Below are 24128 nucleotides of genomic sequence, written 5' to 3'. Positions count from 1 at the left end.
AGAGATAGGAGGCCGCGATGACAATGACAGCCACGGATGTGCCCTCCGGCTTCGAGCGTCACTTCCGCACCTCGCCATTTACGGATCCGTGGGAGCCGCTCTACTCGCGACAGGACCCGCGAAAGGTCATGATCGGCGTGCGTTTGCGGGAAGCTCACTGCAATTCACGCGGGCTTGTCCATGGCGGCCTGATTGCCTCGCTGGCCGATAATGCAATGGGCCTCAGTGCCGGCGCGGCGCTGCGCACCGAGGGGCGCGATACGGTGAAAGGCCTCGTCACGGTCAGCCTGACGACGGACTATCTTGGGCCGGCAAAGCTCGGTAGCTGGCTTGAGGTGGATACCCACTTTGTGAAGACGGGTGGCTCGCTCTGCTTCACCGATTGCCTTGTACTGGCCGATGGCGAACCGGTCGCCCGGGCCAATGCAAGTTTCAAGATCCTGAAATAAGCCTCACTGCGCCTTTTCGAAATTCGTGACCTCCAGCCGGCCATCCGGGGTCTCGCTCACGTCCACGTCATAGATCGCCCGGCGCTCAGGCGCGCCTGTAAGTTCGACATGGACCCGGTATGTGGCTGGCTCGGCTGCGGTCTGTTCGACATTGGCGAAGTCGATCAGGGCGCGGGTCGGATGGCGGGAATACACCTCGTCTACCGCCATGCTGCGCGCGCTGATGGCCGAGATTTCCGGCATTTCGACCTGGAAGACGTCAGGCTCGCCTCCTGCGCAATTGGCGCCGTGGCAAGCGCCCAGCAGGCTTGTGCAAAGCCCGGCAAAAAGAATGGCGCGCATGGCGTCCCCTCACTTCTCTGGAGGCGGGACTATGCGCCCGAAACCTGCTGACGGCAAATCCGGCTAGTCGAGGTTTTCATCCTCATAGCCGACCAGCCTCAGCGGCCTTGCCTTGCGGCCTTCCAGCTCCGCCCAGCGGACCAGCGCATCCTCGCGGCCATGGGTGATCCAGAGCTCTTCCGGATCGACTTCACGCACCGTGTCGGTCAGCTCGTCCCAGTCGGCATGGTCGGAAATGATGAGCGGCAGTTCGACGCCTGACTGCTTCGCCCGCTGGCGCACCCCCATCCAGCCGCTGGCAAAGCAGGGCAGGGGATCGGGAAAGCGCCGCCCCCATTTGTCGTGAAAGGAGGATGGTGGTCCGAGGATGATCTTGCCGCGAAACCGCTCCTGCGCGCCGCGTTCCTTTGTGTCGAGCGTGGCGGTCTCAAGCGGCCCCAGCGCGACGCCGTGATCCTCGTAAAGCTGGCAGAGCTTCTCCAGCGCCCCGTGGATGTAGAGCGTGTCGTGATAGCCGGCCTCACGCAGCAGCTTGATGACCCGCTGCGCCTTACCCAGGGCATAGACGCCAACAAGGTGCGTGCGTTCCGGCAGCATGCGGACGCTGTCGAGCAGCTTGGCGATCTCACCGTCGGTATCAGGATGGCGGAAGACCGGCAGGCCGAAGGTTGCCTCGGAGATGAAGACATGGGTGTCCGGCACCGGCTCGAAGGCGCGGCAGGTCGGATCGCGGCGGCGCTTGTAGTCGCCCGTGCAGACCATGCGCAGCCCTTTCCATTCCACAACGACCTGTGCGGAGCCGAGGACATGGCCGGCCGGTGACATCCAGACCGTGACACCATTGATCTCAACGGTCTCACCATATTCGATCGCCTGCGTGGATCCGGCGAAATCCTCACCATAGCGCGAGGCCATGATGGCAAGTGTTTCCGGCGTGGCGAGGACATGCGCATGACCGGCCCGGGCATGGTCGGCATGGCCATGGGTGACCACGGCCCGGTCGACGGCGCCGCGTACGGGATCGATATAGAAGTCGCCCGGCGGGCAGTAGAGGCCCTTTGGTGTCGGGCAGAGCAGCAGGTCGGGACGGATCATGCGAATCATATAGGGCAGGGGCGAAGTATTTTACTGCCATGTTTCTGCCTTTTCAGCATGGGAGAGACACTCAAACCTCTATGCTGGCAGGGCGTGCCAGCGAACGATATGGAGCCAATATATGCGTCTGACAGCCTTGAGCGCACTCGTTGTCGCGCTTGCTTTCCCCTCGCTCGCCACCGCTCAGGAAGGCGGCGATACGGAGATCATGAAGAATGCGCTGGCCGCCGGGTACAAGGCGCTTTTCACGTGTTCCGCCACTTTCACGGCCGATCAGTCGAAATCCGAAATCGACTATAACGAACTCGACGGCATCTATACCGACTATCGCGATCCGATGCGTGAGGTCTCCGAGGCCCGCATCAGTGACCGCCAGCGCACCGTCGCCGTGCGCTATGCTCCGGGTGAACCGCCGCGCATTGCGGCCTGGCGCTCCGGCTTTGGCTGCTCGCTGCTGCCCATCGGGGCCGATCCGAGCGCGGCTGACTGGCTGCCCCGTTTCGCCGGAGAGGTGCAGCGCCAGGCGCGCGACGTGTCCACGGCCATCGGCTCGGACGTGCAGCTGATCGACTCCAGTTTCTACCAGATGCGGCTCGAACCGGCAGTCAACTTCGCCTTTGATGGCCAGACCTATGGCCGCGGCACGCGTACCAGCGCGGTCGTCATCGTCAAGGACGGCCAGCTGATGACCGAACGCTATGCACGCGGCATCGATGCAACCACGCCGCAGCGCACCTGGTCGGTCGCCAAGTCGCTGACCGCGACCATTATCGGCGCCGCGCTCGAAAACGGCATCATGGATCTCGACTATCCGGCGCTCGTGAAGAACTGGACCGCCGGCGGTGATCCGCGCCGCGAGATCACGCTGCGCAATGTGTTGCAGATGGCAAGCGGCCTGGATTCCGGTGTCACGGGCAGCCGTACGGACCGGACCTATTTTGGCGGCGCACGCGTGACCGACACGGCGCTCGTCAATCCGCTGGAAGTTACCCCTGGTGAGCGCTTCAAATACGCCAATTACGACACCCTCTCTGCCATGCGCGGCCTTCGCGAAGCACTGGATGACGATCAGCGCTACTGGCGCTTCCCCTATGAGGAAGTGCTGTGGAAGATCGGCGCGCTCAACACCACGCTCGAAACCGACTGGGGCGGCGACTTTGTCTCTTCAAGCCAGGTCTGGATGACGGCGCGCGACATGGCCCGCCTCGGCCAGCTCTACATCCAGGATGGCGAATGGGCCGGCGAGCGTATCCTCAAGGAAGGCTGGGCAGATTTCGTCTCGACGCCCGGACCGGCACAGCCCGACCGTTCCGATCCAAACTCTCTCGGCTATGGCGCCAGCTTCTGGCTGCTCGACAGCTTCGATGGCATTCCGAGCGACACCTTCGCCGGGATCGGCAATCGCGGCCAGTACATGGTCATCATCCCGTCGCGCAATCTCGTCATCGTCCGGCGTGGTTTCGACACCGCAGAGGGCGAGCGCTTCGACATCGTCTCCTTCACCCGTGACGTGATCTCCGCCGTCAATCTTGGCGATACCGACCGGATCGAAGCCCGGATGCAGGCCTCCGAAGCGGAAGCCGAATATAACGACTAGGGCGTCGTGACCGGCTCGAGCAGCTTTGTGATCCGGCGCGATGTCGTCTGGTCGAAGGCTTGCATCATTGCCGAGCCCGAAATGTCGAGCTGCATGTCCTCGAGATAGGTGCGCCCATCAGGGGCCCGCGCGCAGCTCGCATCGAGCTGGAAGGTATTGATCTTCGCCACCAGGGCCGGCTTGAAGGGCTTGGGCAGTGACATGCGGAAGGCGAGGATCTGGCCGTCGCTCTTGCTGACCACGGCGCTGGCATCGATCTTCTTCATGATCTTGCGTTCCATGTCGTCCGCGTCTGCGTCAGCTTCGGGGGTGAAGGCATAGTGGACTTCATCGCCGGTCTCTTCGGTCCGGCGGGCGCTATCGGGAATCTGGCTGGCAAAGTCATCGCAGAAAATATCGCCGGTCACGTCGGCGTCGAGGCTCTCGATGGCCTTGCGGAAACCCTCGTCGCGTTCGCTTTCGTCCGGCGTGTAGACGGTAATGCGCTGGCCTTCCGGCTGGCTCGGATCGATCTTGCCGGTCGCGCGCACCTCGCCATCGAAATATTCCATTTCATAGGCATAGAGCGGGCCCTCGGCTTCGGTCGCCGCGCGCGCCTTCTCAAGCAGGGGATCGGCGCTGGCCGACAGGGCAATAAGCGCTGAGGCGGATGCGAACAGGAAATAGCGGCGCATGAGAGGCTCCCGGAGACTGTGTTGCCTATCAAGCGGACTCCGACCTGAAAGTCATGTGAACAAGATGCAGGAATTGGCGATCGGCCCTATCTTGAGTCTCATGCCGGACCAGCCGCCTTCCAGTCTCCTGCCTCAGGTCTTTGCCGACTGGTTCGCCGGGCGCGGCTGGACGCCCCGGTCGCACCAGCTCGCCCTGACAGAAACGGCGCTCGCCGGAGACAGCGCGCTGCTGATCGCCCCGACAGGCGGCGGCAAGACGCTGGCCGGTTTCCTCGCGAGTTTGATCGAACTGAGTGGAGAGGGCAACTCACCTCCCCCGCTTGCGGGGGAGGTGGGCGGCGGCGCCGCTCGGTCTCGACGCCCGGCCCTGCATACCCTCTACATTTCTCCGCTGAAGGCGCTGGCGACCGATGTCGAGCGCAACCTCAACACGCCTGTATCGGAGATGGGCCTCAACATCCGTATCGAGACGCGCACCGGCGACACGCCGCAATCGAAGCGCCAGCGCCAGCGCGCCAACCCGCCGGACATCCTGCTGACGACGCCAGAACAGCTCGCCCTGTTCATCGCGTCAGACCATGCCGCCGATTTCTTCTCCGACCTCAAATGCGTGATCATCGACGAAATTCACGCCATCGCGGCGTCGAAGCGCGGGGACCTGCTTTCGCTCGGCCTCGCGGCGCTGGCGGAATGGGCACCCGCCTGCCGTTTCATCGGGCTTTCGGCAACGGTCCGCGATCCGGGCCAGCTGGCGGGCTGGCTGCCGAAGCGGGAGGGGCGCGAGACAAGGCTGATCCGGGCCGAGGGCGGGATCAGCGCTGATATCGGCATCATGGTCTCGCGTGAGCGCATCCCATGGTCGGGCCATTCCGGCCGCTTCGCCGTGCCGGAGGTTTATGAGGCGATCAGGGATGCCGAGATGACGCTGGTCTTCGTCAATACGCGCAGCCAGGCGGAAATGCTGTTCCAGGAGCTGTGGCGGGCGAATGAGGACGCGCTGCCCATCGCGCTCCACCACGGCTCGCTCGCGCGCGAACAGCGACGCAAGGTCGAGGCGGCGATGGCCAGGGGTGTGCTGAAAGGCGTTGTCTGTACCTCCACGCTGGACCTCGGCATCGACTGGGGCGGGGTCGACCTTGTCATCCAGATGGGTGCGCCGAAGGGTGCCGCCCGCCTGATCCAGCGCATCGGCCGGGCCAATCACCGCATGGATGAGGCGAGCCGCGCACTGCTCGTACCGACCAACCGGTTCGAGATCCTCGAATGCCGGGCCGCGGAAGCTGCCGTCGAGGCGGGCGAGATTGATGGCGAGCCGATGCGCACCGGCGCGCTCGACGTGCTGGCGCAGCACATCATGGGCCGGGCCTGCGGCGAGGGGTTCGACCTGGAAGCGCTCTATAACGAGATCCGCCGGGCCGCGCCCTATGAAGACCTCGACTGGGAGACCTATGAACGCGTCGTCGATCTCGTTGCTACCGGGGGCTATGCACTCACCACCTATGACCGCTTCCACCGTATCGTGAAGCGTGACGGGCTCTGGCGCGTGCGCACACCGCGTGACGCCCAGCAGCACCGCATGAATGTCGGCGCCATCGTCGAGGCGCAGCTGATGAATGTCCGTCTGACGAGCTTTGTCGGCAAGAGCGGGGAGCCGACGGGCGGCCAGCCTGTCTCGAAGGTCAGGGGCGAACAGCGCACCATGCGCGCAGGCCGCAAGCTTGGTGAGATCGAGGAATATTTTATCTCGACCCTCACGCCCGGCGACACATTTCTCTTCGCAGGCGAAATCCTTCGCTTCCTTGGTGTGTCGGAGCTCGACGTTCTCGTCACGCGCGCGAAAGCCGACAAGCCCGCCATCCCGTCATACAATGGCGGCAAATTCCCGCTCACGACATTCCTGGCAGACCGCGTGCGCCACATGATCCATGATCCGGACCAGTGGAGCGGCCTGCCCGACCAGGTGCGCGAATGGTTCGAGATCCAGCGCGAAAAGTCGGAAATCCCGCCGCCTGACCATCTCCTCGTCGAGACCTTTCCGCGGGCCAACCGGCACTATCTCGTGACTTATCCCTTCGAGGGCCGGCTCGCTCACCAGACGCTAGGCATGCTGCTGACGCGGCGGCTTGAGCGTGCTGGAGCAAAGCCGTTGGGCTTCGTGGCGTCAGAATACGCCATGGCGGTCTGGGCGATGGACGACATGTCCGGCATCGACATGGACGCGCTCTTCCATCCGGACATGCTGGGCGACGACCTTGAAGCGTGGCTCGACGAGAGCCCGCTGATGAAGCGCACCTTTGCCCAGTGCGCGCAGATTTCCGGCATGATCGCCCGGCGCCTGCCCGGCAAGGAGAAGACGGGCCGTCAGGTCACTTTCTCGACGGACCTCATCTATGACGTGCTGCGCAGCCATGAGCCGGACCATATCCTGCTGCAGGCCGCCCGCCAGGACGCGGCCACCGGCCTGCTCGACATTCGCCGTCTCTCCGACATGCTCACGCGTATCCGTGGCAAGATCGACCATCGCGCGCTGGAGAAGATCAGCCCGTTTGCCGTGCCGGTGATGCTGGAAGTCGGCCGCGAACCGGTGAATTCCGAAAGCGCGGCCGAAGCCATCATGCAGGAAGCCGAATCCGACCTCATCCGCGAGGCGATGGACCGCTAGAAGCGTCCGCCGCCGCTGGCGATCTTCTTGAACTGGTCCGGGGTCAGGCGCGTATATTCGCCGGTCTCCGGGTCCATGTACCAGACCGGATCATCGATCCGGTCCGGGTCGAAGCCCTGCTTGGCGAGGTCCACCTTGCGGTATTTGAGCGTGCCCGTCGTATCGGCTTCGCGCTGTTCGCGGATGAAGACCGGGATGGCATGTTTCGGGAGGTTGTTCGCAAGCCTGTCGAACAGCTCCTTGTAGTCGAGATAGCCGTTCACCGTCACCGACGCCATGCCGGCCTTGCCCTCGGTGCCGGGGACGCCGACGCCATAGACATTCGCCGTTTCGACACCGGGCACCTGGGCGAGCGCTTCGGCAACTTCATTGGTCGAGACGTTCTCACCCTTCCAGCGGAAGGTGTCGCCGACCCGGTCGACGAAATAGACATAGCCATGCTGGTCCATGCGCATCAGGTCGCCGGTGCGGAACCAGGCATCGCCGTCTTCGAACACGTCGCGCAGGATTTTCTGCTGCGAGGCGTCCTCATCCTTGTAGCCCTCGAAACGCGTGGTCGAATCCGTGCCGACCCGGCCAATCGCCTCGCCGACCTCGTTGACGGCGGTGCGGATGCAATGGCCGTCCTCGCCACGAACGGGGCTCTGTGTTTCGACGTCGAACTTGACGAAAGCGACATGGGCATACTGCTTGCGCGCGATCGGTGGCACGCGGCCGCAGGAGCCCGGCTTGCTGTCATAGTTCATAAACTTCACATTGCCCTCGGTCGAGCCGTAGAACTCGATGATCCGGCGTACACCGAACCGGTCGCTGAACGTTTCCCAGATGTCGGCGCCAAGACCGTTGCCGAAAGCGGCGCGGACCGAGTGCTGCTTGTCGTTTTCGCGTTCCGGCTGGTTCACGAGGTAGCGGCAGAGTTCGCCGATATAGGCAAAGATGGTGACCTTGTTCTCGCGGCAATCGTCCCAGAAGGCCGAGGCCGAGAAGTGCCGGCGCAGGATGATTTCGCCACCGGTCTGCAGGGCGATGCCGACCGCACACAGGCCACCCGTGGCGTGATAGAGCGGCAGCGGCACATAGATCCGGTCCTTTCCGGTCGCCTTTGTCGGGGCGATGAAGGTGCGCATCATGGTGCGGACGCGGGCATGCGACATGCGCGCGGCCTTGGGCATGCCGGTCGTGCCGGAGGTGTAGATGTAAAGGCAGTTGGAATCGCTCTTCAGGCGCGAGCGGCAGGATTTTGCCGGACGGTTGCTGGCCTGGGAGGCCAGCGCCGAGCGCATGTTGCGTCCGGGTGCGGCGGTCTTGCTGAAGCTCCAGACCGGCAGGCTGGACCGCATGGTCTTGGGCAGCGAGCTGATGGCCCTGGCCTGCTCCTCGCCGCTGATCATCAGCCGGGCATTCACGATCTCGACGCTGCGGGCGAGGCTCTTGCCGGTAAGGCTGGTATTCACCAGGGCGGTCACGACGCCGATCTTTGAAAGGCCGTACCAGGCAGCGATGTATTCCGGCCGGTTCTCCATCATCAGTGCAACGGTGTCGCCGCGATTGAGCCCCTGGCCGAGCCCCCAATAGGCGATCCGGTTGGCGAGGATATCCAGTTCGCCATAGGTCATCGCCTTGCCCTCGAAACGGATCGCGACCCGGTCGCGATTGGCATCGATGCAGGTTTCGATATCGTCGGGGGTGAGCACATCCGCTTCCTGGGTCACGGGATCGAGCCAGGACTTCACGCGCGCCAATGTGTTGACCGCGGTCCATTCCCGCTTCACAGCATCAAGCAATTCCATCACCATCGCCTCTTGCAGTGGCAACGCGAGTCGGGGCCTTATGCCGGCCCAGTATCCCGCGCGCCTGTTTTAACTTGCTGATCGTGATGCTAAGCGCGCTTGGTAAAGATCTGGATGGGAAAGCCGATCAAGAATGACTGATGCCGTTTCCGAACTGTTAAGCCTGCTTGAGCTTGAGCGACTCGAGGTCGATCTCTTCCGGGGGATCACGCCTGAGAACGAGGCCGAGCGTGAGCGCGTCTATGGCGGGCAGGTCATCGCACAGGCGCTGGCCGCGGCCTATCGCACGGTGGATGAGGACCGGGCCTGCCATTCCCTGCATGCCTATTTCATCCGGCCGGGGGACCCGAAACGCCCGATCATCTTCGAGGTCGACCGCTCGCGCGACGGCGGCAGCTTCACCACGCGCCGGGTGGTCGCGATCCAGCATGGCCAGCAGATCCTCAACATGTCGGCATCCTTCCACGTCCACGAGGATGGCTGGGATCACCAGCACAAGATGCCTGAGACAAAGCAGCCCGAAGAGCTGAAGTCTCACGAGGACTTCCGCGAGATGTTCAAGGACCGCATCCCGGAAGACATGCGCAAGCACTGGGACCGGCCACGCCCCTTCGAGATGAAGGAAATCTCCGGCATCAATCCCTTCGATCCGAAGCCGAAATCGGATGTTAACCAGGTCTGGTTCCGCACGACGCGCGAGATCGACGTTCCGCCGGCCATGCACCACTGCATGATCGCCTGGGCAAGCGACATGAACCTGCTCGGATCGAGCCTTCGCCCGCACGGCCTGCACTGGATGAACCCGAAGCTGATGACAGCGAGCCTCGATCACACGATCTGGTTCCATGCGCCGATCCGGGCCGACCAGTGGCTGCTCTATGCGATGGACAGCCCGAAGGCCGGCAATGGCCGCAGCTTCAATCGCGGGTCGATCTTCACGCGCGAAGGCAAGCTGGTCGCCTCCACCGCCCAGGAAGGCCTGATGCGGAAACTGACGAAGAAGAAATAGGCGCCTTGATGCCAGCGCGCTGAGGCCTTAGCAGGCGCCATCATGCTCACGATTGACAACCTCACCTACCGGATTCAGGGCCGGATGCTTCTGGATGGCGCCTCGGCGACGCTGGCGGCTGGCTGGAAGGTCGGCCTGATCGGCCGCAATGGCACCGGCAAGTCGACGCTGCTGCGCCTCATCCGGGAGGCAGATGAAGACCCGGACGGCGCCATCCGCATCGGCAAGGCCGCCAAGCTCGGCTGGGTCGCGCAGGAGGTCGAGGCAAGCGACCGCACGCTGCTGGATGAGACCCTCTCCGCGGACACCGAGCGCGCCGGCCTCATGCATGCTGCCGAGACGGTCACCGACCCGGATGAGCTTGCCGATATCCATGAGCGGCTGATGACGACCGATGCCTGGTCGGGCGAAGCGCGCGCGGCGTCCATCCTGACGGGGCTTGGCTTCTCACAGGCCGACCTTGGCCGGGCCTGCAGGGAGTTCTCCGGCGGCTGGCGGATGCGCGCGGCGCTGGCCGGCGTGCTGTTCGCCGAGCCGGACCTGCTGCTGCTGGACGAGCCGACCAACTATCTCGACCTCGAAGGCGCGGCCTGGCTGGAGAGCTATATCAAGCGCTATCCGCACACCGTCCTTCTGGTTAGCCACGACCGCGAACTGCTTAACAATGCGGTCACGCACATTCTCGCGCTGGAGCACCTGAACCTGACCGTGCATCCGGGCGATTATGACAGCTGGCAGAGAAAGCGGTCTGAACAGCTTGCGCTGGCGCAGGCCCAGAAAGCCAAGCAGGACAAGCAGCGCGCTCACCTTCAGAGCTTTGTCGACCGTTTCCGCGCCAAGGCCTCCAAGGCGACCCAGGCCCAGTCACGCATCAAGATGCTGGAGCGGATGCAGGATGTCGTGATCCCGCTGGAAGAACGCACCCATCCCTTCGACTTCCCGGACCCGGAGGAGCTCGCCTCGCCGCTCTTCGTGCTGGATAATGCCGATCTCGGCTACGCCCCCGGCGAGCCTGTGCTCCGGGGTGTGAACCTCCGTGTCGATAATGATGACCGCATCGCGATTGTCGGCGCGAACGGGCAGGGCAAGTCGACGCTGGTGAAAGCGATCGCCGGGCGGCTGAACCTGCTCGAGGGCAACCGTGTCGCCGCGCCGAAGGTCGAGATCGGTTATTTCAGCCAGGACCAGCTCGATGAGCTGTCGGCCGGCCAGAATGCCATCGACCATGTCCGCAAGATGCGGCCGAACGCGACCGAGGGGCAGTTGCGCTCCATCGTCGCCAATATCGGTTTCAATCGCGACAAGGCGGAGACCAAGGTCGAGAAGCTGTCGGGGGGAGAGAAGGTGCGCCTGCTGCTCGGCCTGACCGCGCTGAAGAAACCGCACATCCTCATCCTCGATGAGCCGACCAGCCACCTCGACATCGATAGCCGCGAAGCGCTGATCCATGCGCTCAACGCCTATCAGGGTGCGGTCCTCCTCATCACGCACGATGTCTACCTCGCCGAGGCGACGGCCGAGCGGCTTTGGCTGGTCCATCAGGGCCGGGCAGCGCCCTATGAGGGTGACCTGTCGGACTATCGCGCACTGGTGCTGGCGGCAGACAAGTCGCGCGAAACCGGCGCCCCTCTGGCGCCTCCGCCACCGGCTGCGCCGAAACGCTCCGACACCGAAATCCGTCGCGCCACCGCCGACATCCGCAAGCGTATCTCGTCGGCCGAACGGGAGATGGAGGCGTTGCAGAAGAAGCTCGCCAGCCTGGATGAGAAGCTGGCCGACCCATCGCTTTACGATCGCGATCCGGGCGAAGCTCAGTCGCTCGGGACAAAGCGGGACAAGCTTGCCGCGGAGCTGGGTATTGCCGAGCAGGCCTGGCTGGAGGCGACCGAGGATTACGAAGCTGAGGCCTCTGCCTGAGCCTTCGGAACGCCACAGTTTTCAGGCAGTTGATTGGCAACGCGAACCCTTTCATCGATAAAAGGACGCACGTAGATTAACCAAAGGACGGGCGGCCAGGCCCACTGGAAAGGCGGCAGATTTTGCTCACTCGCAAATCAGGATGGCTGGGAACCGGGATTGCCGGCCTGCTCATCGCCGCTGCTTCTGCCTGCAACATGAATGTCGGCACCGCCGAGGGCGATCACTGCCGTGAGCTGACCTTCAAGTCGAACCCTTATGTCGTGTGCAGCTTCGATGCGCGCCGCGACGATATCCGCCTGTTTTATGCCGATGATGATGGCGCGCCATACCTGCAATTCGATGCGCTGGCAGGCGCGATGGCGGAGGAGGGCGGCGAGCTGATCTTCGCGATGAATGGCGGCATGTACCATGACGACCGCCGCCCGGTCGGCTATCTGCGCGCAGCCAATGGCGATACCGCGACGGTCAACACCAATGAGGGCCCTGGAAACTTCCATATGAAGCCGAACGGTGTGTTCTGGGTCGATGAGGAGAGGGCCGGCGTCAGCGTGTCGGAGGCCTATCTCGAAAACGAGGTCGACCCCGACTATGCCACCCAGTCCGGCCCGATGCTGGTCATCGATGGCGAGACCCACCCCTCGATCAATGCCGACGGCACATCGCGCAAGCGCCGCAATGGTGTCGGGGTCAGCCGCGATGGCCGGACGGTCTGGTTCGCCATCTCCGACGTGCCGGTCACTTTCCACGACTTCGCGACCCTTTTCCGCGACAAGCTCGATGCACCGGACGCCCTGTTCCTCGACGGGCAGGTCTCGCGTCTCTATGCTCCCGCAATCGGACGTAACGAGCCCGGGCTCGACATGGGACCGATTGTGGGGGTGGTTGAATGAAGACAATCGACCTGAGCGACGAACGCCGCGAAGCCCTTGTCGCCCATCTCCAGACGCTCTTCTCCACCGAATTCGACGAGACGCTGAGCGATTTTCGCGCCGGCGAAATTCTCGACAGGATGCTCAAGACACTGGGCCCGACCGTCTACAACCAGGCGGTCGAAGACGTCCGGGCTCATTTCCAGGCGAAGCTCGATGATCTCAATGGCGAGGTCTATGTCGACGAGGACTGAGCATCAGGAATCTGGCGTGTAACCTTGACGTTACTTGGTGCTGCATCTAAGTGGTAACGTGAAGGTTACACGAGAGGATATTTCATGACAGATACAGAACGGCTTTCAGGCCGGCGTCGCTGGCTGCTTATCCTGTTGGGAGCAATGTTTATCGTCTGGGTCGTAACCGACATGGAAATTGTTGAAGCCTATGCGGCAAACGGCCATGCATGGGTGAGCCTGCTTGGTGCGCTTGCCGGCATTGTATGGCTGCTCGGCATGCTCATTTTCGTTTGGACGTTTACGAGGGCAAAGCTCGATCCGGCGTCTCAAGCCATACTCGAGGACGAACTGGTTGCGGCCAATCGCAAGAGCGCTTTCTCAATAGCCTATGCGGTGCAGATCCTTGTCACCGTAGCCCTGTTTATTGCCACATGGTTCGCCGAGCTGAATGCGAAGGATGCGATAACCTTCATTCTCGTGACGGGCATCGTGACCCCCATGTTCACCTTCGCATGGCTGGAGGGCCGTGGTGGCTGACCACCCGGACCTGATCAGCCATCTGAAGGACTACCGCCAGCAGGCAGGCCTCACACAGGCGCAGCTGGCCAAGCGTGTCTCGGTCAGCCGCAAGACGATCAATACGATCGAAAATGGGGTCTTCGTCCCGACAACCGTCCTCGCGCTCAAACTGGCGCGGGCGCTCGATTGCCGGGTGGAGGACCTGTTTGCGCTACGCGACGAAGCCTAGTCGCCGTCGGTCAGGTCGCGGGCAGCCTCGTCGGCTTCGCGCGCCATTTCCTTGGTGGCTTCGCCAGTTTCCTCAGCGGCTGCGCCAAGCAACCGGTCCATGCGTGCACCCGCTTCCGCGAAGGATCCGTCCGTGATGCGGAAGAAGAGGAGAAGCACCAGGAAGACAGCGGCGAACAGGACGACAAGTCCGTACAGAAATTTGCCCATGAAAATTCATCCCTTGGTCTGGCCGGATACCCTCCGCATCCGGTTTCGTTGCTCTTGGTTAACCCGCGAGCGGCGTCCACGTTCCGGCTGGCATCTTGGCAAACACGGCGAAGCCCCCAATATCGCCGCCAGAAACACCCAACGGATACGACAGGAGCGGCAGCATGGCGAGTCTTACCCTCTATGGACTGAAGAATTGCGACACGTGCAAGAAAGCCATGAACGCGCTCGACAAGGATGGTCATCAGGTCACCCTCGTCGATATCCGCGCCGACACCGATCTCGCGAAAAAGGTCCCGGCCTGGCTGAAGGCTGTCGGTCCGGACGCCCTCGTCAACAAGCGTTCGACCACCTGGCGCAGCCTGTCGACGCATGACAAGTCGCAGGTCGAGCAGGGCGAGGCCGAAGCGCTGCTGATCGAGAACCCGACGCTGATCAAGCGTCCCGTCATCGAAACCGGCGCGGATGTCTATGTCGGCTGGACGAAGGACGTGCAGGCCGTCTTCTGATCAGACGATCACGAACCACAGACAGGCCAGCGCTGTTGCCAGCATGGCGATGGCGCTGAGCAGCGTGCCCCACATGCGTCCGAAGCTGCCGCCGCTCGATCCGCCAAGCCCGATGGCGTGCAAGACGCGGCCGAGGAAGAGCGTCGCGCCAAGGCTGTGAACCAGCCAGACCGGCCCGCCGATCAGGGCAAGGCTGACCAGGGCAACAAGCGTGACCGGTACGTCCTCCACCGCATTGCCCTGCACGCGCTGGGCCCGTTGCAGCGGTTCCTTCTCGCCGTCGCCGAACATCACCCGTTCAGCCTGACGCACACGCCCGACATTGATTTTCAGCGCCAGCATCAGGATGAGACACAGTGCGGCGTAAAGGCCGGCGGCTTCTATGGCTGTCATGGGTTTCCCTCCCCGTCATGTTTGCAGCCGAGAGTGAAACGGTTTTCCCTGAGGTGCAATCGCTTATCGGGCCGCCTCATCATGTTTCCGGGGCACCGAACCGAGTCCTTTTCGGAACACCGCAGGCCCCTTTCCCGTTGGTTGGGTATACGCAATCACATGAAAGGAGATGCCATGAAACGGATCATGACAGCCCTCGCAGCAACCACCGCATTTGCCGTCACCCCGGCCCTCGCCGACAACCATGAGAAAAAGTCCGGCGACACCGAGAAAGCCGAAAAAATGAACGAGACGGCTACCGAGATGCACGACGGCGACACGATGAAACATGACGCTTCGGCGAAGATGGACGAACAGGACTGGACCAAGACGTCCATGGAGTCCGAGGTCAATGCGCTGAAAGCCAGCCAGGTTTTCCTCGCCATCGACGAAGAGAATGATGGCCTGATTACAAAGGCCGAGTGGGCCAACTGGCAGAACGTCAATGGTGATAACACCAAGCAGTTTGCCGATTATGACGCCGACTCCGATGGCGACATCGAACTCAGCGAATATCTCGAAACTTACGACAATTCGTAAGCTCCCCTTTCGAGATCAGTAGAGTGCAGGGAGCCCGCCTCATGGCGGGTTTTCTGTTGCGTGAAAGTCTTCCGTTGCGCACAAGGCCGCCATGCTCATCGCCTTCAACAAGCCGTTCGGCGTCCTTTCGCAATTCACCGACAAGGGCACCGAAGGGTCGGCCCGCCCGACGCTGTCTGCCTTTATCGATGTGCCGGGGGTCTATCCGGCCGGACGCCTCGACAAGGACAGCGAGGGCCTGCTGTTGCTCACCGATGATGGCCGGCTGCAGGCGCGCATCGCCGACCCGAAGCACAAGATGGGAAAGACCTACTGGGCACAGGTCGAAGGCATTCCCGAAGAGGCGGCGCTGGAGGGGTTTCGAAAAGGCCTTGATCTCAAGGATGGCCATACACGGCCTGCGAAGATTCAGCGTATCGAGAGCCCGCCGGGCCTCTGGGAGCGCGATCCACCCATCCGCTACCGCAAATCCGTGCCCGATTGCTGGCTCGAGATCGGCCTGCGAGAAGGCAAGAACCGCCAGGTCCGCCGCATGACGGCGGCGATAGGCCATCCCACCCTGAGACTTATCCGGGCCGGTATTGGCGACTGGACGCTGGACGGGCTGGCGCCAGGCGAATGGCGGGAGATCGAAACCTGATTTGGAACGCCAGGGCCGTGCGCTAGGTTAACCTTTGGAAAGCCCGAACCCACGCCACCAGGACAAGGACCCCGCCCATGCGCTTCCTCATCACATCGCTCACCGCAACCGCTGCCCTCGCCCTCTCGGCGCATGCCGGGGAGGCTGTCACCTATGACGTCGATGGCGAAGCCTATGAAGGCTATCTCGCTGAAGCCACCCGCGAGTCGAAAGGCCTTGTCCTCATCATCCATGACTGGGGCGGGCTCGACGATTATGAAAAGACACGTGCCGAAATGCTCGCCGATGAGGGCTATGACGCCTTCGCGGTCGACCTCTATGGCAAGGACAACCGCCCGGACACTACCGAGGCCCGCAAGGAACAGGTCGGCAAGCTCTATAATGACCGGGACATGATGCGCGCCCGAATCCTCGCCGGGCTGGAAAAGGCGCGAGAGGTCTCCGGCGAAACGCAGACTATCGTCATGGGCTACTGCTTCGGCGGCGGCGCAACGCTGGAACTCGCCCGCTCCGGCGAGGATGAGAATATCGCTGGCTTCGCCACCTTTCATGGCAGCCTCGATGCGCCGGACGGGGCCGATTACAAAGCCGTCGGCGCGCCTGTGCTGATCATGCATGGCGGGGCCGATAGCGGCATTCCGAACACGCTGGCGGCCGAGACGGCTGACATGCTGGAAGAAGCCGGGGCGACTTATGAAGTCCAGATCTATTCCGGCGCGCCGCACGCCTGGACGGTTTTCGGCTCGGATCGCTATCAGGAACTCGCCGACGAAAAGAGCTGGGACGCCTTCCTCGACTTCACCGAGCGCTATCTCGAGGGCGATACGGACTAATCAGACTAGCCGTCGAAGTTCGGCTGGCCGTTCGACGCGGTCAGCCCGCCATCGACCGGCAGGATGGCGCCATTGACGAAGCCGGCATCTGGCCCGGCGAGGAAGGCGATCACGCTGGCAATCTCTTCCGGTTCGGCGGCGCGCTTCATCGGGATGCGGTTCTTCACCATCGACATCTTCTCGTCGTCCTCGCGGATGCCTTCCGACATCTGCGTGCGCGTCACACTCGGCGCGACAGCATTCACCCGCACGCCATACTTGCCGAGGTCGAGCGCCATGGCGCGCGTCATGTTGGAGACAGCGCCCTTCGACGTGTTGTAGCCGAACATCTTCCAGTCCCCGCCGAGGCCGGACACAGACGAGGTGTTCACGATTGAGCCTTTTGCGTCTTTCAGGTGCGGCAGGGCCTCGGTCGTGGTGTTGTAAATGCCGGTCACATTGATCGAGAGAAGCTGCTGGAAATCATCCTGCGACAGGTCGCCCGGCGCGCCCATCTTCGCAATGCCGGCATTGTTGACCAGGCAGTCGAGCCCGCCAAACCGGGAGACCGTCTCGGCGACAAGATGGCTGACATCATTGGCATTCGAGACATCCCCGTCGATGACCAGCGTGCGGTCGCCGGCCAGGTCTTTCGCCACGTCTTCAAGCTTATCTCGCGTGCGCCCGTTGAGGACGACATTCCAGCCATCGGCCGAAAAGCGCTTCGCGGTCGCCGCGCCAATGCCGGAGCCGGCGCCGGTGATGATGACGGTTTTCGGGTCTGCCATGTCTGAAAATCTCCATTTGTCTGCTAGGCTTCGCGGCGAGCGGGCCATGAAAGGTGAGGGCAATGCCGCTGACGGGAACCAGACCAGACAAGCCGGCCGCGTCCGAGCAGCCTCCGCAAAAGGTACGCAAGGCGTTCGATGCTGTTCCGGAACGGGTGCGGCATAAATGGTATGCCCTGCGCGCGCTGATCCTTCAGACCGCCGAGGCGACCCCCGGCGTGGGACCGCTCACCGAGACGCTGAAATGGGGTGAGCCCTCCTATGCCGCCGCGTCCGGGACACCGGTGCGTCTCGGCTGGAAGCCGGCTGAGCCGGACACCATCAAGCTGCTCGTCCATTGCCAGACGAGCCTCGTGGATGGCTGGCGCGAGCGCTATGGTGAGATGTTCCGGTTCGAGGGCACGCGCGCGCTGCTGCTGGATGTAAACGCACCCCTGCCGGACGCCGAACTCGCCCACTGCATCGCCATGGCGCTGACCTACAAGCGCCGCTAGCCAAGCCCTCAGCGATACTTGCGGGGATTGTGGTAAAGATTGGTCTCGTGATGATCGAGGCTCTGCCCGGCCTTGCCGCGGCGCACTGCCTTGACCGTGCGTTTCACATGATCGCGCATGTCATGATTGTAGCGCAGCATGGTGCAGAACAGCTGGATGACGGTCTCCAGCGTGCCATAGGTCTCATCCTCGCGGATCTTCACCTTCCATGAGCCGCCGAGATTGATGATCCGGTGATCGAGATTGCCGATCTTCCGTCCACGGTCGTCGTAAAGCGAATAGTCCGCACCGATCGCGAAGATATTGCGCCTGAGGCGATAGAAACGCGGGCCGTCCTTGGTCTCGATGAAGAAGGAAAAATGCTCCGGCATGAACGGCCACTTCAGCGCGGAGCGCTCAAGCTGGATAAGCTGGTCATGGCGCGCCAGGTTGACCGTGTACGCACAGACGGGAAAGCCGCGTGCACCCATGGACAGCTGCACCGACCGGCCCATCATGAATTCCATGGAGGCTTTCCAGTTCATCGAGTCGGTGAACTGCTTGATGATCAGCCGGCGCTGCAGGCCCTCTGCGTCTTTCCACGCTTCCTTCCGGTAGGCGAGAATGCCGGTGCGGTCGCCATCATCCTTGATCTGGCCGATGATCTCCATGTCACGCGAGAACTGGTCGGACGCGGCCTCATGCTGGGTGTGCTTCATGATGCCCAGCTCGGTGAAGTTCATGTCGGTCAGCCAGAGGTCGACCTTGAAGCGGCGCCATTTGCTCCGGGCCCGGCTTTTCGAGCCGGTGCTTTCTGCGGTTGCGATGGCCATGCTTGTTCTCCAGTTCCGCGGGTCGCCAGAGGGCAGGCTGGCGCATGGAGGTCGACAGAAGGTTAATGGAAGACGCTTTTCCTTTAACCATCCGGGCGGCTGCCCCTCCCGGTCCGTCCCGGAGTTTGCAATCCCCGGCTTCCCTGCGCTAGGCCTGTATTCGAGGGAGACGCAAACGAGGGGATTTTCATGTTGCACAAGATCTTCATGGCCGTGCTGGTCATGGCCATCGCCGCATATCCGGTGGCCGCTCAGGATAGTTCCGGGACGGGGGAATCCAAACCTTGCCCTGAGGGTGCCGAGAAGGCTTTGCTCACGACCATGATTGGCCTCTCTTCAGGCCAGTATGACGATCTCGGCAAGCCCTACGGGATCGCCACAGCGGCTGTGGCGCAGTGCCCGGACAATGGCTTCGCCCTCGGCCTTGCCGCAAGCATGCTGGCCGATATCGGCATGCGGCTCGGCAAGGCCCAGTCTGACCAGGCGCCCCGTGTGCTGGTCGAGGCCTATGAGGCGGTGATCGCCCAGGACAACGCTCCGGCGCAGGAAGACGTGACCGTGAAAGTCGGTCAGTACGAGCCTATAACCTACTCGACCGAGGGCATGCGTGCGGATGTGGACGAGATGCTCAAGACCAATCTGATGCTGGTGCTCGTTGGCGGATCGCGAGATTACACGGTTGGCTCGCGCCTTCGCAAGAGCATCGAGACCTGTCCGTATTCAAGTCGTGACCAGCTTCGCGCGCTGCGCGAGGCGGAAGGCATTGTCTCGGCGCTGGAAACGAACGCCGATGGCTACAATCACGGGGCCCCACTCGCCCGTCTGGAGGCGCTGCGTCTTGCGTGCGGCAAGCAGGCCCGCCCGCTCGCCCTGCAGGAGATGCAGGCCCTGATGGACATGGCGGAAAAGCTCGACGACCTTGACCGGAATCGCGACGCCAGCTGCCTCGCCGATAAGGGCCTCGCTCTCATCGAGAAATACCGCGCCGGGAGCCGTCCAGACCCCGATGAGGCCGAAGCGGCGAACCTCAGCAAGCTCAAGGCCTGGGAAGGAACCATGAAGCGTCCCAGTGTCGTGGCCTGTCCGGACGCTGATTGAAGCTGGGCAGTCCGCCTTCACAAGCTTCAGTGTAATGCCTAGACACCGCAGCCATGTCTCTTGTCGGTCTGATTGGCGGGGTAAGCCCCGAAGCCACGAAAATCTATTACGAGCTTCTCAACGGCCATGCCCGTGAGCGCCATGGCGGCCAGCATTCGGCGCGGTGCGCGTTCTTCATGCTCGATTATGGCGTGATGATCGGCCACTACCACGACGAAAACTGGGACGCCTTCAAGGCCGAGGTCGTGAAGGGCGCCAATGCGCTGAAGGCGGCCGGGGCAGAGGCGATCGCCATCACCTCCGGCACCACCCATGTCGCCGCAGAAGCCGTCGCCGAAGCGACCGGCCTGCCGGTGATCCACATGCTCGACAGCCTCAGCGACGCGATGATGGCAAAGGGCGTCGCCCGGCCCCTCCTGCTCGGTACGCCGTGGGTGATGAGCGGCGATTTCTTCGCCCCGGCGCTCGCCCAGCGTTTCCCCGGTTCGCCGATCATACCCGGCAAGGACGACCGCGACATGGTCGGCCGCATCATCTTTGATGAGCTGGTGGAAGGCGTGGTGACGCCGGCGTCGCGCGAGGCCATGTCTGACATGATCGCGCGCTATGGCGATCAGGGCGCCGATGGGGTCATTCTCGGCTGCACCGAACTCTGCATGATCACCTCCCAGGAGGATTGCGACATGCCGGTCTTCTCGACCACGCACATTCATGCCGAAGCGGTGGACGCCTGGATGAATGCAGGCGCCTGAGCGCTGGTGCAGGGCGATGCATTTGACAGCGATCAAGGTGCGCCGTTCCTGACCCGGGCACCCTCCCGCACAGGCCAATTGCTCCGGGAGACTGCCAGATGAAAGACGCGCTACAAGCCAAGGCCCTTGAGATCATGAATGACTGTCAGGATTTGGCCATCGCCACACTGCGCGAGGACGGTTTTCCGCAGGTGACCACAGTGTCTTTTGTCCATGATGGGCTGGAGATCTTTATCGGGGTCGGCGCTGATAGCCAGAAGGCGAAGAATATGCGCCGCGACCGCCGCGTCTCGATCACCATGTCGCCGCCCTACAAGGACTGGAGCCATATTCGGGGGCTCTCACTCGCCGGTTATGCGGACCCGATGACGAGCGACGAGGAGATCAATGACATCGCCCGTCTGATGCTCAAACGCTTCCCCCAGATCATGAAGATGGAGTTGCCGGAAATGGGGCAGGCCCTGTTCTTCCGTATTACGCCGACGGTCATCTCGGTGCTGGATTATGCCAAGGGCTTCGGGCATGCAGATACGGTTGCGGTCTATGATAATGATATCGCCGAAAGCCTTGAAAGCATGCAGCACAAATGGCTCATCCCGGTCGAGCCGCTCGCCTGAGCCTGCGTCAACTTGCAATCATAACCAATTGTAGATAGCGCCAGCCCTCCAGAGAGGAGTTCCGGCTATGGGCGCGCGCGAGACCATCACCATCCCCAGAAGCTTCAACGGCCCGCCCGGCAACGGCAATGGCGGCTATTCGGCCGGCCTGCTCGCCGCCTATCTCGATGGCCCCCACACCATCCGCATCAACGCACCGATCCCGCTGGAGACGCCGCTGGCGCTTGGCCGCGAGAATGGCATCACGACGCTGCATGATGGCGAGACGCTGATCATGACCGCGCGGCCCGAGGAAACCTCCATTGCCCCGCGCCCGGCCCCGTCTTTCGAGGCCGCGAAGGAAGCCTCTGAACGCCCCCGCGCCTTCGGGGCAGGCGAGCAGTCGGTCTGTTTCGTCTGCGGCCGTAACCGCGAACCGGGCGAGGGCCTGCGTATCTTCTGCGGGCAGCTTGATGGTAAAGACACCGCCGCCACGGTCTGGACGCCGCATGAAACCTTTGCGGACGAAGACGGGCTGGTCCGGCCTGAAATCCTCTGGAGCGCGCTCGACTGTCCGGGCGGCTTCTCCCTGCCGGATGTCGACCGCGCCCTGCTGGGCGAAATGAACGCCAACATTCTTGAGCGCCCAGCGGTCGGGGAGCCGCTGATCATCGCCTCCTGGCGCACGGGCGGGAAAGGCCGCAAGCACGTGGCTGGTACCGCGCTCTACCGCCCTGACGGCACGTGTCTCGCGCATGCCGACACGGTCTGGTTCGAGGTCAGCACAGAGCGGTTCGAGGCGAATGCCTAAGTAGTTACCTCTATGCAGTAGGGGCCAGTTCCGTTAGGTTGGCTGTTATCCGAGGGGCGCGTCGTGCCAAGCGCTGAGACCGGGCTGAAGCCGCCCGGGCACCCTTAGAACCTGATCCGGGTCGCGCCGGCGTAGGAACGGAAACCGAAGCGCTAAACGCCCCGGGTCTTCAAACTGTTGGAGACCCCTCATGAACAAGCCCACCCCGCAAAGCGAGTTTGCAACGCCGACCGTCACCACCGGCCCGCTGCCGGCCTCCCGCAAGGTCTACACCCATCCCAAGGCCGACCCGTCCCTTAGTGTTCCGCGCCGGCTGATCGACCTGCACCCGTCCGCAAACGAAGCGCCGGTGCCGGTCTATGACACCTCCGGGCCGTACTCCGACCCGAGCGTGACCATCGATGTCGAGAAGGGGCTTGAGCGTCACCGCACCGAGTGGGTGCTGGAGCGTGGCGGGGTGGAAGAATATGAGGGCCGCGACGTGCGCCCGGAAGACAATGGCGGCGTCAGCGGCAAGCATCTCGCCCGGCAATTCCCGACCCATCATCGCCCCCTGAAGGCGATGGATTTCGACCCGACCGGCACCATCGCAGACAATCCGAACCGCACCGCCGCCGATGTCGAGGCCAATCGCAAGCCCGTCACCCAGTATGAATTCGCCCGCGCCGGCATCATCACCAAGGAGATGATCTACGTCGCCGAGCGCGAGAATCTCGGCCGCCAGGAAGTGCTTGAAGGCGCGGAAGACAAGATCGCCGAGGGCGAAAGCTTCGGCGCCGAGATCCCGCCCTTCATCACGCCGGAATTCGTGCGCGACGAAATCGCCAAGGGCCGCGCCATCATCCCGGCGAATATCAACCATCCGGAGCTTGAGCCGCAGATCATCGGGCGCAACTTCCTGGTCAAGATCAACGCCAATATCGGCAATTCGGCGGTCACATCCTCCGTGGAAGAAGAAGTCGACAAGATGGTCTGGGCGACGCGCTGGGGCGCCGACAATGTCATGGACCTGTCGACCGGCCGCAACATCCACAACACCCGCGAATGGATCATCCGCAACAGCCCCGTCCCCATCGGCACAGTGCCGATCTACCAGGCGCTGGAGAAGGTCAACGGCGTCGCCGAGGACCTCACCTGGGAGGTCTACCGCGACACCCTCATCGAGCAGTGCGAGCAGGGCGTCGACTATTTCACCATCCATGCGGGCGTGCGGCTGGCCTATATCCACCTCACCGCCAAGCGCGTCACCGGCATCGTCTCGCGCGGCGGCTCGATCATGGCGAAATGGATGCTCGCCCACCACACGGAGAGCTTCCTCTACACCCATTTCGAGGACATCTGCGACATCATGCGCGCCTATGATGTCAGCTTCAGCCTCGGCGATGGCCTCCGCCCCGGTTCCATTGCGGACGCCAATGATGCGGCCCAGTTCGCAGAGCTGGAAACGCTGGGTGAGCTGACCAAGATCGCCCACGCCAAGGGCTGCCAGGTGATGATCGAGGGGCCGGGCCACGTCCCGATGCACAAGATCAAGATCAATATGGACAAGCAGCTGCGCGAATGCGGCGAGGCGCCTTTCTACACGCTCGGGCCGCTGACGACCGACATCGCACCCGGCTATGACCACATCACCTCCGGCATCGGCGCGGCGATGATCGGCTGGTACGGCACGGCCATGCTCTGCTACGTCACGCCGAAGGAGCATCTCGGCCTGCCGGACCGCGACGATGTGAAGGTCGGCGTCATCACCTACAAGCTCGCCGCCCACGCCGCAGACCTCGCCAAGGGCCACCCCGCCGCGCAGGTCCGCGACGACGCACTAAGCCGCGCCCGGTTTGAGTTCCGCTGGGAAGACCAGTTCAACCTCTCGCTGGACCCCGAAACCGCCCGCCAGTACCACGACCAGACCCTCCCCAAAGAAGCCCACAAGGTCGCCCACTTCTGCTCCATGTGCGGCCCGAAATTCTGCTCGATGAAGATCACCGCCGAAGTGCGGGAATACGCATCGGGCATGACGGATAATGAAAAAGCCGACCTTGAACGCCAGGCAAAAGAGGCGGAAGAGGGGATGAAAGCCAAGAGCGCGGAATATGAAGCGATGGGGCGCAAGCTTTATGTGGAGCGGGATTAGGCGCTTCACTGAGGCTGCTCGATTCCAGTGAAATCAGCGCCAGTTATCAATTCGGACCAAGGGGCTGACAGCCCCCTGTCTGGTGCCTATTTTCTAGTGTTCGTCTCATGGTT

Annotated in this window: 27 protein-coding genes and 1 riboswitch; of the genes, 19 read left to right on the top strand and 8 right to left on the bottom strand. The window is 62.8% G+C overall.

Going from position 1 to position 24128, the window contains the following annotated elements; translation table 11 throughout:
• The first annotated feature begins 17 nt into the window (after positions 1–17).
• A complete protein-coding gene (locus Q1K29_RS11645) occupies positions 18–449 on the top strand; it encodes a PaaI family thioesterase (RefSeq protein WP_300394938.1) in 432 nt (143 codons plus the stop codon).
• 3 nt (positions 450–452) lie between these two features.
• Here Q1K29_RS11645 and Q1K29_RS11640 read toward each other — a convergent pair whose 3' ends face one another.
• Positions 453–791, bottom strand: coding sequence for a hypothetical protein (locus Q1K29_RS11640; protein ID WP_300394936.1), 339 nt, complete (start codon positions 789–791; stop codon positions 453–455).
• A 63-nt stretch (positions 792–854) separates the two neighbouring features.
• Entirely contained in the window at positions 855–1886 is a 1032-nt protein-coding gene (locus Q1K29_RS11635) for a ligase-associated DNA damage response exonuclease (RefSeq protein WP_300394934.1), read from the bottom strand.
• Positions 1887–2007: 121 nt separating this feature from the next.
• Here Q1K29_RS11635 and Q1K29_RS11630 point away from each other — a divergent pair, with 121 nt between their 5' ends.
• Positions 2008–3483, top strand: coding sequence for a serine hydrolase (locus tag Q1K29_RS11630; RefSeq protein WP_300394932.1), 1476 nt, complete (start codon positions 2008–2010; stop codon positions 3481–3483).
• Here Q1K29_RS11630 and Q1K29_RS11625 read toward each other — a convergent pair.
• A complete protein-coding gene (locus Q1K29_RS11625) occupies positions 3480–4157 on the bottom strand; it encodes a hypothetical protein (RefSeq protein ID WP_300394930.1) in 678 nt (225 codons plus the stop codon). The genes Q1K29_RS11630 and Q1K29_RS11625 overlap by 4 nt on opposite strands.
• Before the next feature lie 100 nt (positions 4158–4257).
• Between Q1K29_RS11625 and Q1K29_RS11620 the strand changes: the two genes are divergently transcribed.
• On the top strand, positions 4258–6819 hold the full coding sequence (locus Q1K29_RS11620) for a ligase-associated DNA damage response DEXH box helicase (RefSeq protein WP_300395028.1): 2562 nt from the start codon (positions 4258–4260) through the stop codon (positions 6817–6819).
• Here the strand turns inward: Q1K29_RS11620 and Q1K29_RS11615 are convergent.
• Entirely contained in the window at positions 6816–8609 is a 1794-nt protein-coding gene (locus Q1K29_RS11615) for a long-chain-acyl-CoA synthetase (protein WP_300394928.1), read from the bottom strand. The two genes, Q1K29_RS11620 and Q1K29_RS11615, sit on opposite strands and share 4 nt — an antisense overlap.
• A 133-nt stretch (positions 8610–8742) precedes the next feature.
• Here Q1K29_RS11615 and Q1K29_RS11610 point away from each other — a divergent pair, with 133 nt between their 5' ends.
• The 6 genes from Q1K29_RS11610 (at position 8743) to Q1K29_RS11585 (ending at position 13391) form a co-directional block, all read left to right on the top strand.
• Positions 8743–9618: an acyl-CoA thioesterase II gene (locus Q1K29_RS11610; protein WP_300394926.1), complete on the top strand. Its 876-nt coding sequence runs from the start codon at positions 8743–8745 to the stop codon at positions 9616–9618.
• 42 nt (positions 9619–9660) lie between these two features.
• Positions 9661–11535: an ABC-F family ATP-binding cassette domain-containing protein gene (locus Q1K29_RS11605; protein ID WP_300394924.1), complete on the top strand. Its 1875-nt coding sequence runs from the start codon at positions 9661–9663 to the stop codon at positions 11533–11535.
• 122 nt (positions 11536–11657) lie between these two features.
• The gene (locus tag Q1K29_RS11600) at positions 11658–12428 is read left to right on the top strand and encodes a phosphodiester glycosidase family protein (protein WP_300394923.1); all 771 of its coding nucleotides are present in this window, start codon (positions 11658–11660) and stop codon (positions 12426–12428) included.
• The gene (locus tag Q1K29_RS11595) at positions 12425–12661 is read left to right on the top strand and encodes a DUF2164 domain-containing protein (protein ID WP_300394921.1); all 237 of its coding nucleotides are present in this window, start codon (positions 12425–12427) and stop codon (positions 12659–12661) included. Before Q1K29_RS11600 ends, Q1K29_RS11595 begins: the two co-directional genes overlap by 4 nt.
• Before the next feature lie 84 nt (positions 12662–12745).
• Entirely contained in the window at positions 12746–13180 is a 435-nt protein-coding gene (locus Q1K29_RS11590) for a hypothetical protein (RefSeq protein WP_300394920.1), read from the top strand.
• Entirely contained in the window at positions 13173–13391 is a 219-nt protein-coding gene (locus Q1K29_RS11585) for a helix-turn-helix transcriptional regulator (protein WP_300394918.1), read from the top strand. The genes Q1K29_RS11590 and Q1K29_RS11585 overlap by 8 nt, the downstream gene beginning before the upstream one ends.
• Here the strand turns inward: Q1K29_RS11585 and Q1K29_RS11580 are convergent.
• A complete protein-coding gene (locus Q1K29_RS11580) occupies positions 13388–13600 on the bottom strand; it encodes a hypothetical protein (RefSeq protein WP_300394916.1) in 213 nt (70 codons plus the stop codon). The genes Q1K29_RS11585 and Q1K29_RS11580 overlap by 4 nt on opposite strands.
• A 164-nt stretch (positions 13601–13764) precedes the next feature.
• On the opposite strand from Q1K29_RS11580, the gene Q1K29_RS11575 reads away from it, so the two are divergent.
• Positions 13765–14109 carry an ArsC/Spx/MgsR family protein gene (locus Q1K29_RS11575; protein WP_300394914.1) on the top strand — a complete coding sequence of 115 codons (345 nt, stop codon included), beginning with the start codon at positions 13765–13767 and terminating at the stop codon, positions 14107–14109.
• Here Q1K29_RS11575 and Q1K29_RS11570 read toward each other — a convergent pair whose 3' ends face one another.
• The gene (locus Q1K29_RS11570; protein ID WP_300394912.1) at positions 14110–14502 is read right to left on the bottom strand and encodes an MAPEG family protein; all 393 of its coding nucleotides are present in this window, start codon (positions 14500–14502) and stop codon (positions 14110–14112) included.
• A gap of 174 nt (positions 14503–14676) precedes the next feature.
• Between Q1K29_RS11570 and Q1K29_RS11565 the strand changes: the two genes are divergently transcribed.
• The 3 genes from Q1K29_RS11565 (at position 14677) to Q1K29_RS11555 (ending at position 16554) form a co-directional block, all read left to right on the top strand.
• A complete protein-coding gene (locus tag Q1K29_RS11565; protein ID WP_300394911.1) occupies positions 14677–15081 on the top strand; it encodes a hypothetical protein in 405 nt (134 codons plus the stop codon).
• A gap of 91 nt (positions 15082–15172) precedes the next feature.
• A complete protein-coding gene (locus Q1K29_RS11560; RefSeq protein WP_300394909.1) occupies positions 15173–15721 on the top strand; it encodes a pseudouridine synthase in 549 nt (182 codons plus the stop codon).
• A gap of 77 nt (positions 15722–15798) precedes the next feature.
• The gene (locus tag Q1K29_RS11555; protein WP_300394907.1) at positions 15799–16554 is read left to right on the top strand and encodes a dienelactone hydrolase family protein; all 756 of its coding nucleotides are present in this window, start codon (positions 15799–15801) and stop codon (positions 16552–16554) included.
• 5 nt (positions 16555–16559) lie between these two features.
• Here the strand turns inward: Q1K29_RS11555 and Q1K29_RS11550 are convergent, their stop codons facing one another.
• Positions 16560–17321, bottom strand: a complete 762-nt coding sequence (locus Q1K29_RS11550; protein WP_300394905.1) for an SDR family oxidoreductase — start codon at positions 17319–17321, stop codon at positions 16560–16562.
• A gap of 62 nt (positions 17322–17383) precedes the next feature.
• Between Q1K29_RS11550 and Q1K29_RS11545 the strand changes: the two genes are divergently transcribed.
• A complete protein-coding gene (locus Q1K29_RS11545) occupies positions 17384–17815 on the top strand; it encodes a DUF1801 domain-containing protein (protein ID WP_300394903.1) in 432 nt (143 codons plus the stop codon).
• 8 nt (positions 17816–17823) lie between these two features.
• Here the strand turns inward: Q1K29_RS11545 and Q1K29_RS11540 are convergent, their stop codons facing one another.
• Complete coding sequence (locus Q1K29_RS11540) at positions 17824–18627, bottom strand: hypothetical protein (protein ID WP_300394901.1); 804 nt, start codon at positions 18625–18627, stop codon at positions 17824–17826.
• A gap of 189 nt (positions 18628–18816) precedes the next feature.
• Between Q1K29_RS11540 and Q1K29_RS11535 the strand changes: the two genes are divergently transcribed.
• From Q1K29_RS11535 to thiC, 5 genes are all read left to right on the top strand, one after another.
• Positions 18817–19725, top strand: coding sequence for a hypothetical protein (locus Q1K29_RS11535; RefSeq protein WP_300394899.1), 909 nt, complete (start codon positions 18817–18819; stop codon positions 19723–19725).
• 53 nt (positions 19726–19778) lie between these two features.
• Positions 19779–20477, top strand: coding sequence for an amino acid racemase (locus Q1K29_RS11530; RefSeq protein ID WP_300394897.1), 699 nt, complete (start codon positions 19779–19781; stop codon positions 20475–20477).
• Positions 20478–20575: 98 nt separating this feature from the next.
• Positions 20576–21094, top strand: coding sequence for a pyridoxamine 5'-phosphate oxidase family protein (locus Q1K29_RS11525; RefSeq protein ID WP_300394895.1), 519 nt, complete (start codon positions 20576–20578; stop codon positions 21092–21094).
• A 67-nt stretch (positions 21095–21161) separates the two neighbouring features.
• Entirely contained in the window at positions 21162–21884 is a 723-nt protein-coding gene (locus Q1K29_RS11520) for a hypothetical protein (RefSeq protein ID WP_300394893.1), read from the top strand.
• Positions 21885–21926: 42 nt separating this feature from the next.
• Positions 21927–22039, top strand: a riboswitch (TPP riboswitch).
• A gap of 35 nt (positions 22040–22074) precedes the next feature.
• Positions 22075–24015, top strand: coding sequence for a phosphomethylpyrimidine synthase ThiC (gene thiC / locus Q1K29_RS11515; RefSeq protein WP_300394891.1), 1941 nt, complete (start codon positions 22075–22077; stop codon positions 24013–24015).
• Positions 24016–24128 lie beyond the last annotated feature (113 nt).

This window comes from Henriciella sp. (assembly GCF_029937755.1).
Classification (GTDB): domain Bacteria; phylum Pseudomonadota; class Alphaproteobacteria; order Caulobacterales; family Hyphomonadaceae; genus Henriciella.
Note: the sequence above shows the minus strand (reverse complement) of the source record. Positions and strands in the feature narration are given on the sequence as shown.

Bases quoted from the DNA above. Each gene is read 5' to 3' on its own strand.
- Q1K29_RS11645 (WP_300394938.1), top strand. From the start codon at position 18: ATGACAATGACAGCCACGGATGTGCCCTCCGGCTTCGAGCGTCACTTC.
- Q1K29_RS11640 (WP_300394936.1), bottom strand. From the start codon at position 791: ATGCGCGCCATTCTTTTTGCCGGGCTTTGCACAAGCCTGCTGGGCGCT.
- Q1K29_RS11635 (WP_300394934.1), bottom strand. From the start codon at position 1,886: ATGATCCGTCCCGACCTGCTGCTCTGCCCGACACCAAAGGGCCTCTAC.
- Q1K29_RS11630 (WP_300394932.1), top strand. From the start codon at position 2,008: ATGCGTCTGACAGCCTTGAGCGCACTCGTTGTCGCGCTTGCTTTCCCC.
- Q1K29_RS11625 (WP_300394930.1), bottom strand. From the start codon at position 4,157: ATGCGCCGCTATTTCCTGTTCGCATCCGCCTCAGCGCTTATTGCCCTG.
- Q1K29_RS11620 (WP_300395028.1), top strand. From the start codon at position 4,258: ATGCCGGACCAGCCGCCTTCCAGTCTCCTGCCTCAGGTCTTTGCCGAC.
- Q1K29_RS11615 (WP_300394928.1), bottom strand. From the start codon at position 8,609: ATGGAATTGCTTGATGCTGTGAAGCGGGAATGGACCGCGGTCAACACA.
- Q1K29_RS11610 (WP_300394926.1), top strand. From the start codon at position 8,743: ATGACTGATGCCGTTTCCGAACTGTTAAGCCTGCTTGAGCTTGAGCGA.
- Q1K29_RS11605 (WP_300394924.1), top strand. From the start codon at position 9,661: ATGCTCACGATTGACAACCTCACCTACCGGATTCAGGGCCGGATGCTT.
- Q1K29_RS11595 (WP_300394921.1), top strand. From the start codon at position 12,425: ATGAAGACAATCGACCTGAGCGACGAACGCCGCGAAGCCCTTGTCGCC.
- Q1K29_RS11590 (WP_300394920.1), top strand. From the start codon at position 12,746: ATGACAGATACAGAACGGCTTTCAGGCCGGCGTCGCTGGCTGCTTATC.
- Q1K29_RS11580 (WP_300394916.1), bottom strand. From the start codon at position 13,600: ATGGGCAAATTTCTGTACGGACTTGTCGTCCTGTTCGCCGCTGTCTTC.
- Q1K29_RS11575 (WP_300394914.1), top strand. From the start codon at position 13,765: ATGGCGAGTCTTACCCTCTATGGACTGAAGAATTGCGACACGTGCAAG.
- Q1K29_RS11570 (WP_300394912.1), bottom strand. From the start codon at position 14,502: ATGACAGCCATAGAAGCCGCCGGCCTTTACGCCGCACTGTGTCTCATC.
- Q1K29_RS11565 (WP_300394911.1), top strand. From the start codon at position 14,677: ATGAAACGGATCATGACAGCCCTCGCAGCAACCACCGCATTTGCCGTC.
- Q1K29_RS11560 (WP_300394909.1), top strand. From the start codon at position 15,173: ATGCTCATCGCCTTCAACAAGCCGTTCGGCGTCCTTTCGCAATTCACC.
- Q1K29_RS11555 (WP_300394907.1), top strand. From the start codon at position 15,799: ATGCGCTTCCTCATCACATCGCTCACCGCAACCGCTGCCCTCGCCCTC.
- Q1K29_RS11550 (WP_300394905.1), bottom strand. From the start codon at position 17,321: ATGGCAGACCCGAAAACCGTCATCATCACCGGCGCCGGCTCCGGCATT.
- Q1K29_RS11545 (WP_300394903.1), top strand. From the start codon at position 17,384: ATGCCGCTGACGGGAACCAGACCAGACAAGCCGGCCGCGTCCGAGCAG.
- Q1K29_RS11540 (WP_300394901.1), bottom strand. From the start codon at position 18,627: ATGGCCATCGCAACCGCAGAAAGCACCGGCTCGAAAAGCCGGGCCCGG.
- Q1K29_RS11535 (WP_300394899.1), top strand. From the start codon at position 18,817: ATGTTGCACAAGATCTTCATGGCCGTGCTGGTCATGGCCATCGCCGCA.
- Q1K29_RS11530 (WP_300394897.1), top strand. From the start codon at position 19,779: ATGTCTCTTGTCGGTCTGATTGGCGGGGTAAGCCCCGAAGCCACGAAA.
- Q1K29_RS11525 (WP_300394895.1), top strand. From the start codon at position 20,576: ATGAAAGACGCGCTACAAGCCAAGGCCCTTGAGATCATGAATGACTGT.
- Q1K29_RS11520 (WP_300394893.1), top strand. From the start codon at position 21,162: ATGGGCGCGCGCGAGACCATCACCATCCCCAGAAGCTTCAACGGCCCG.
- thiC (WP_300394891.1), top strand. From the start codon at position 22,075: ATGAACAAGCCCACCCCGCAAAGCGAGTTTGCAACGCCGACCGTCACC.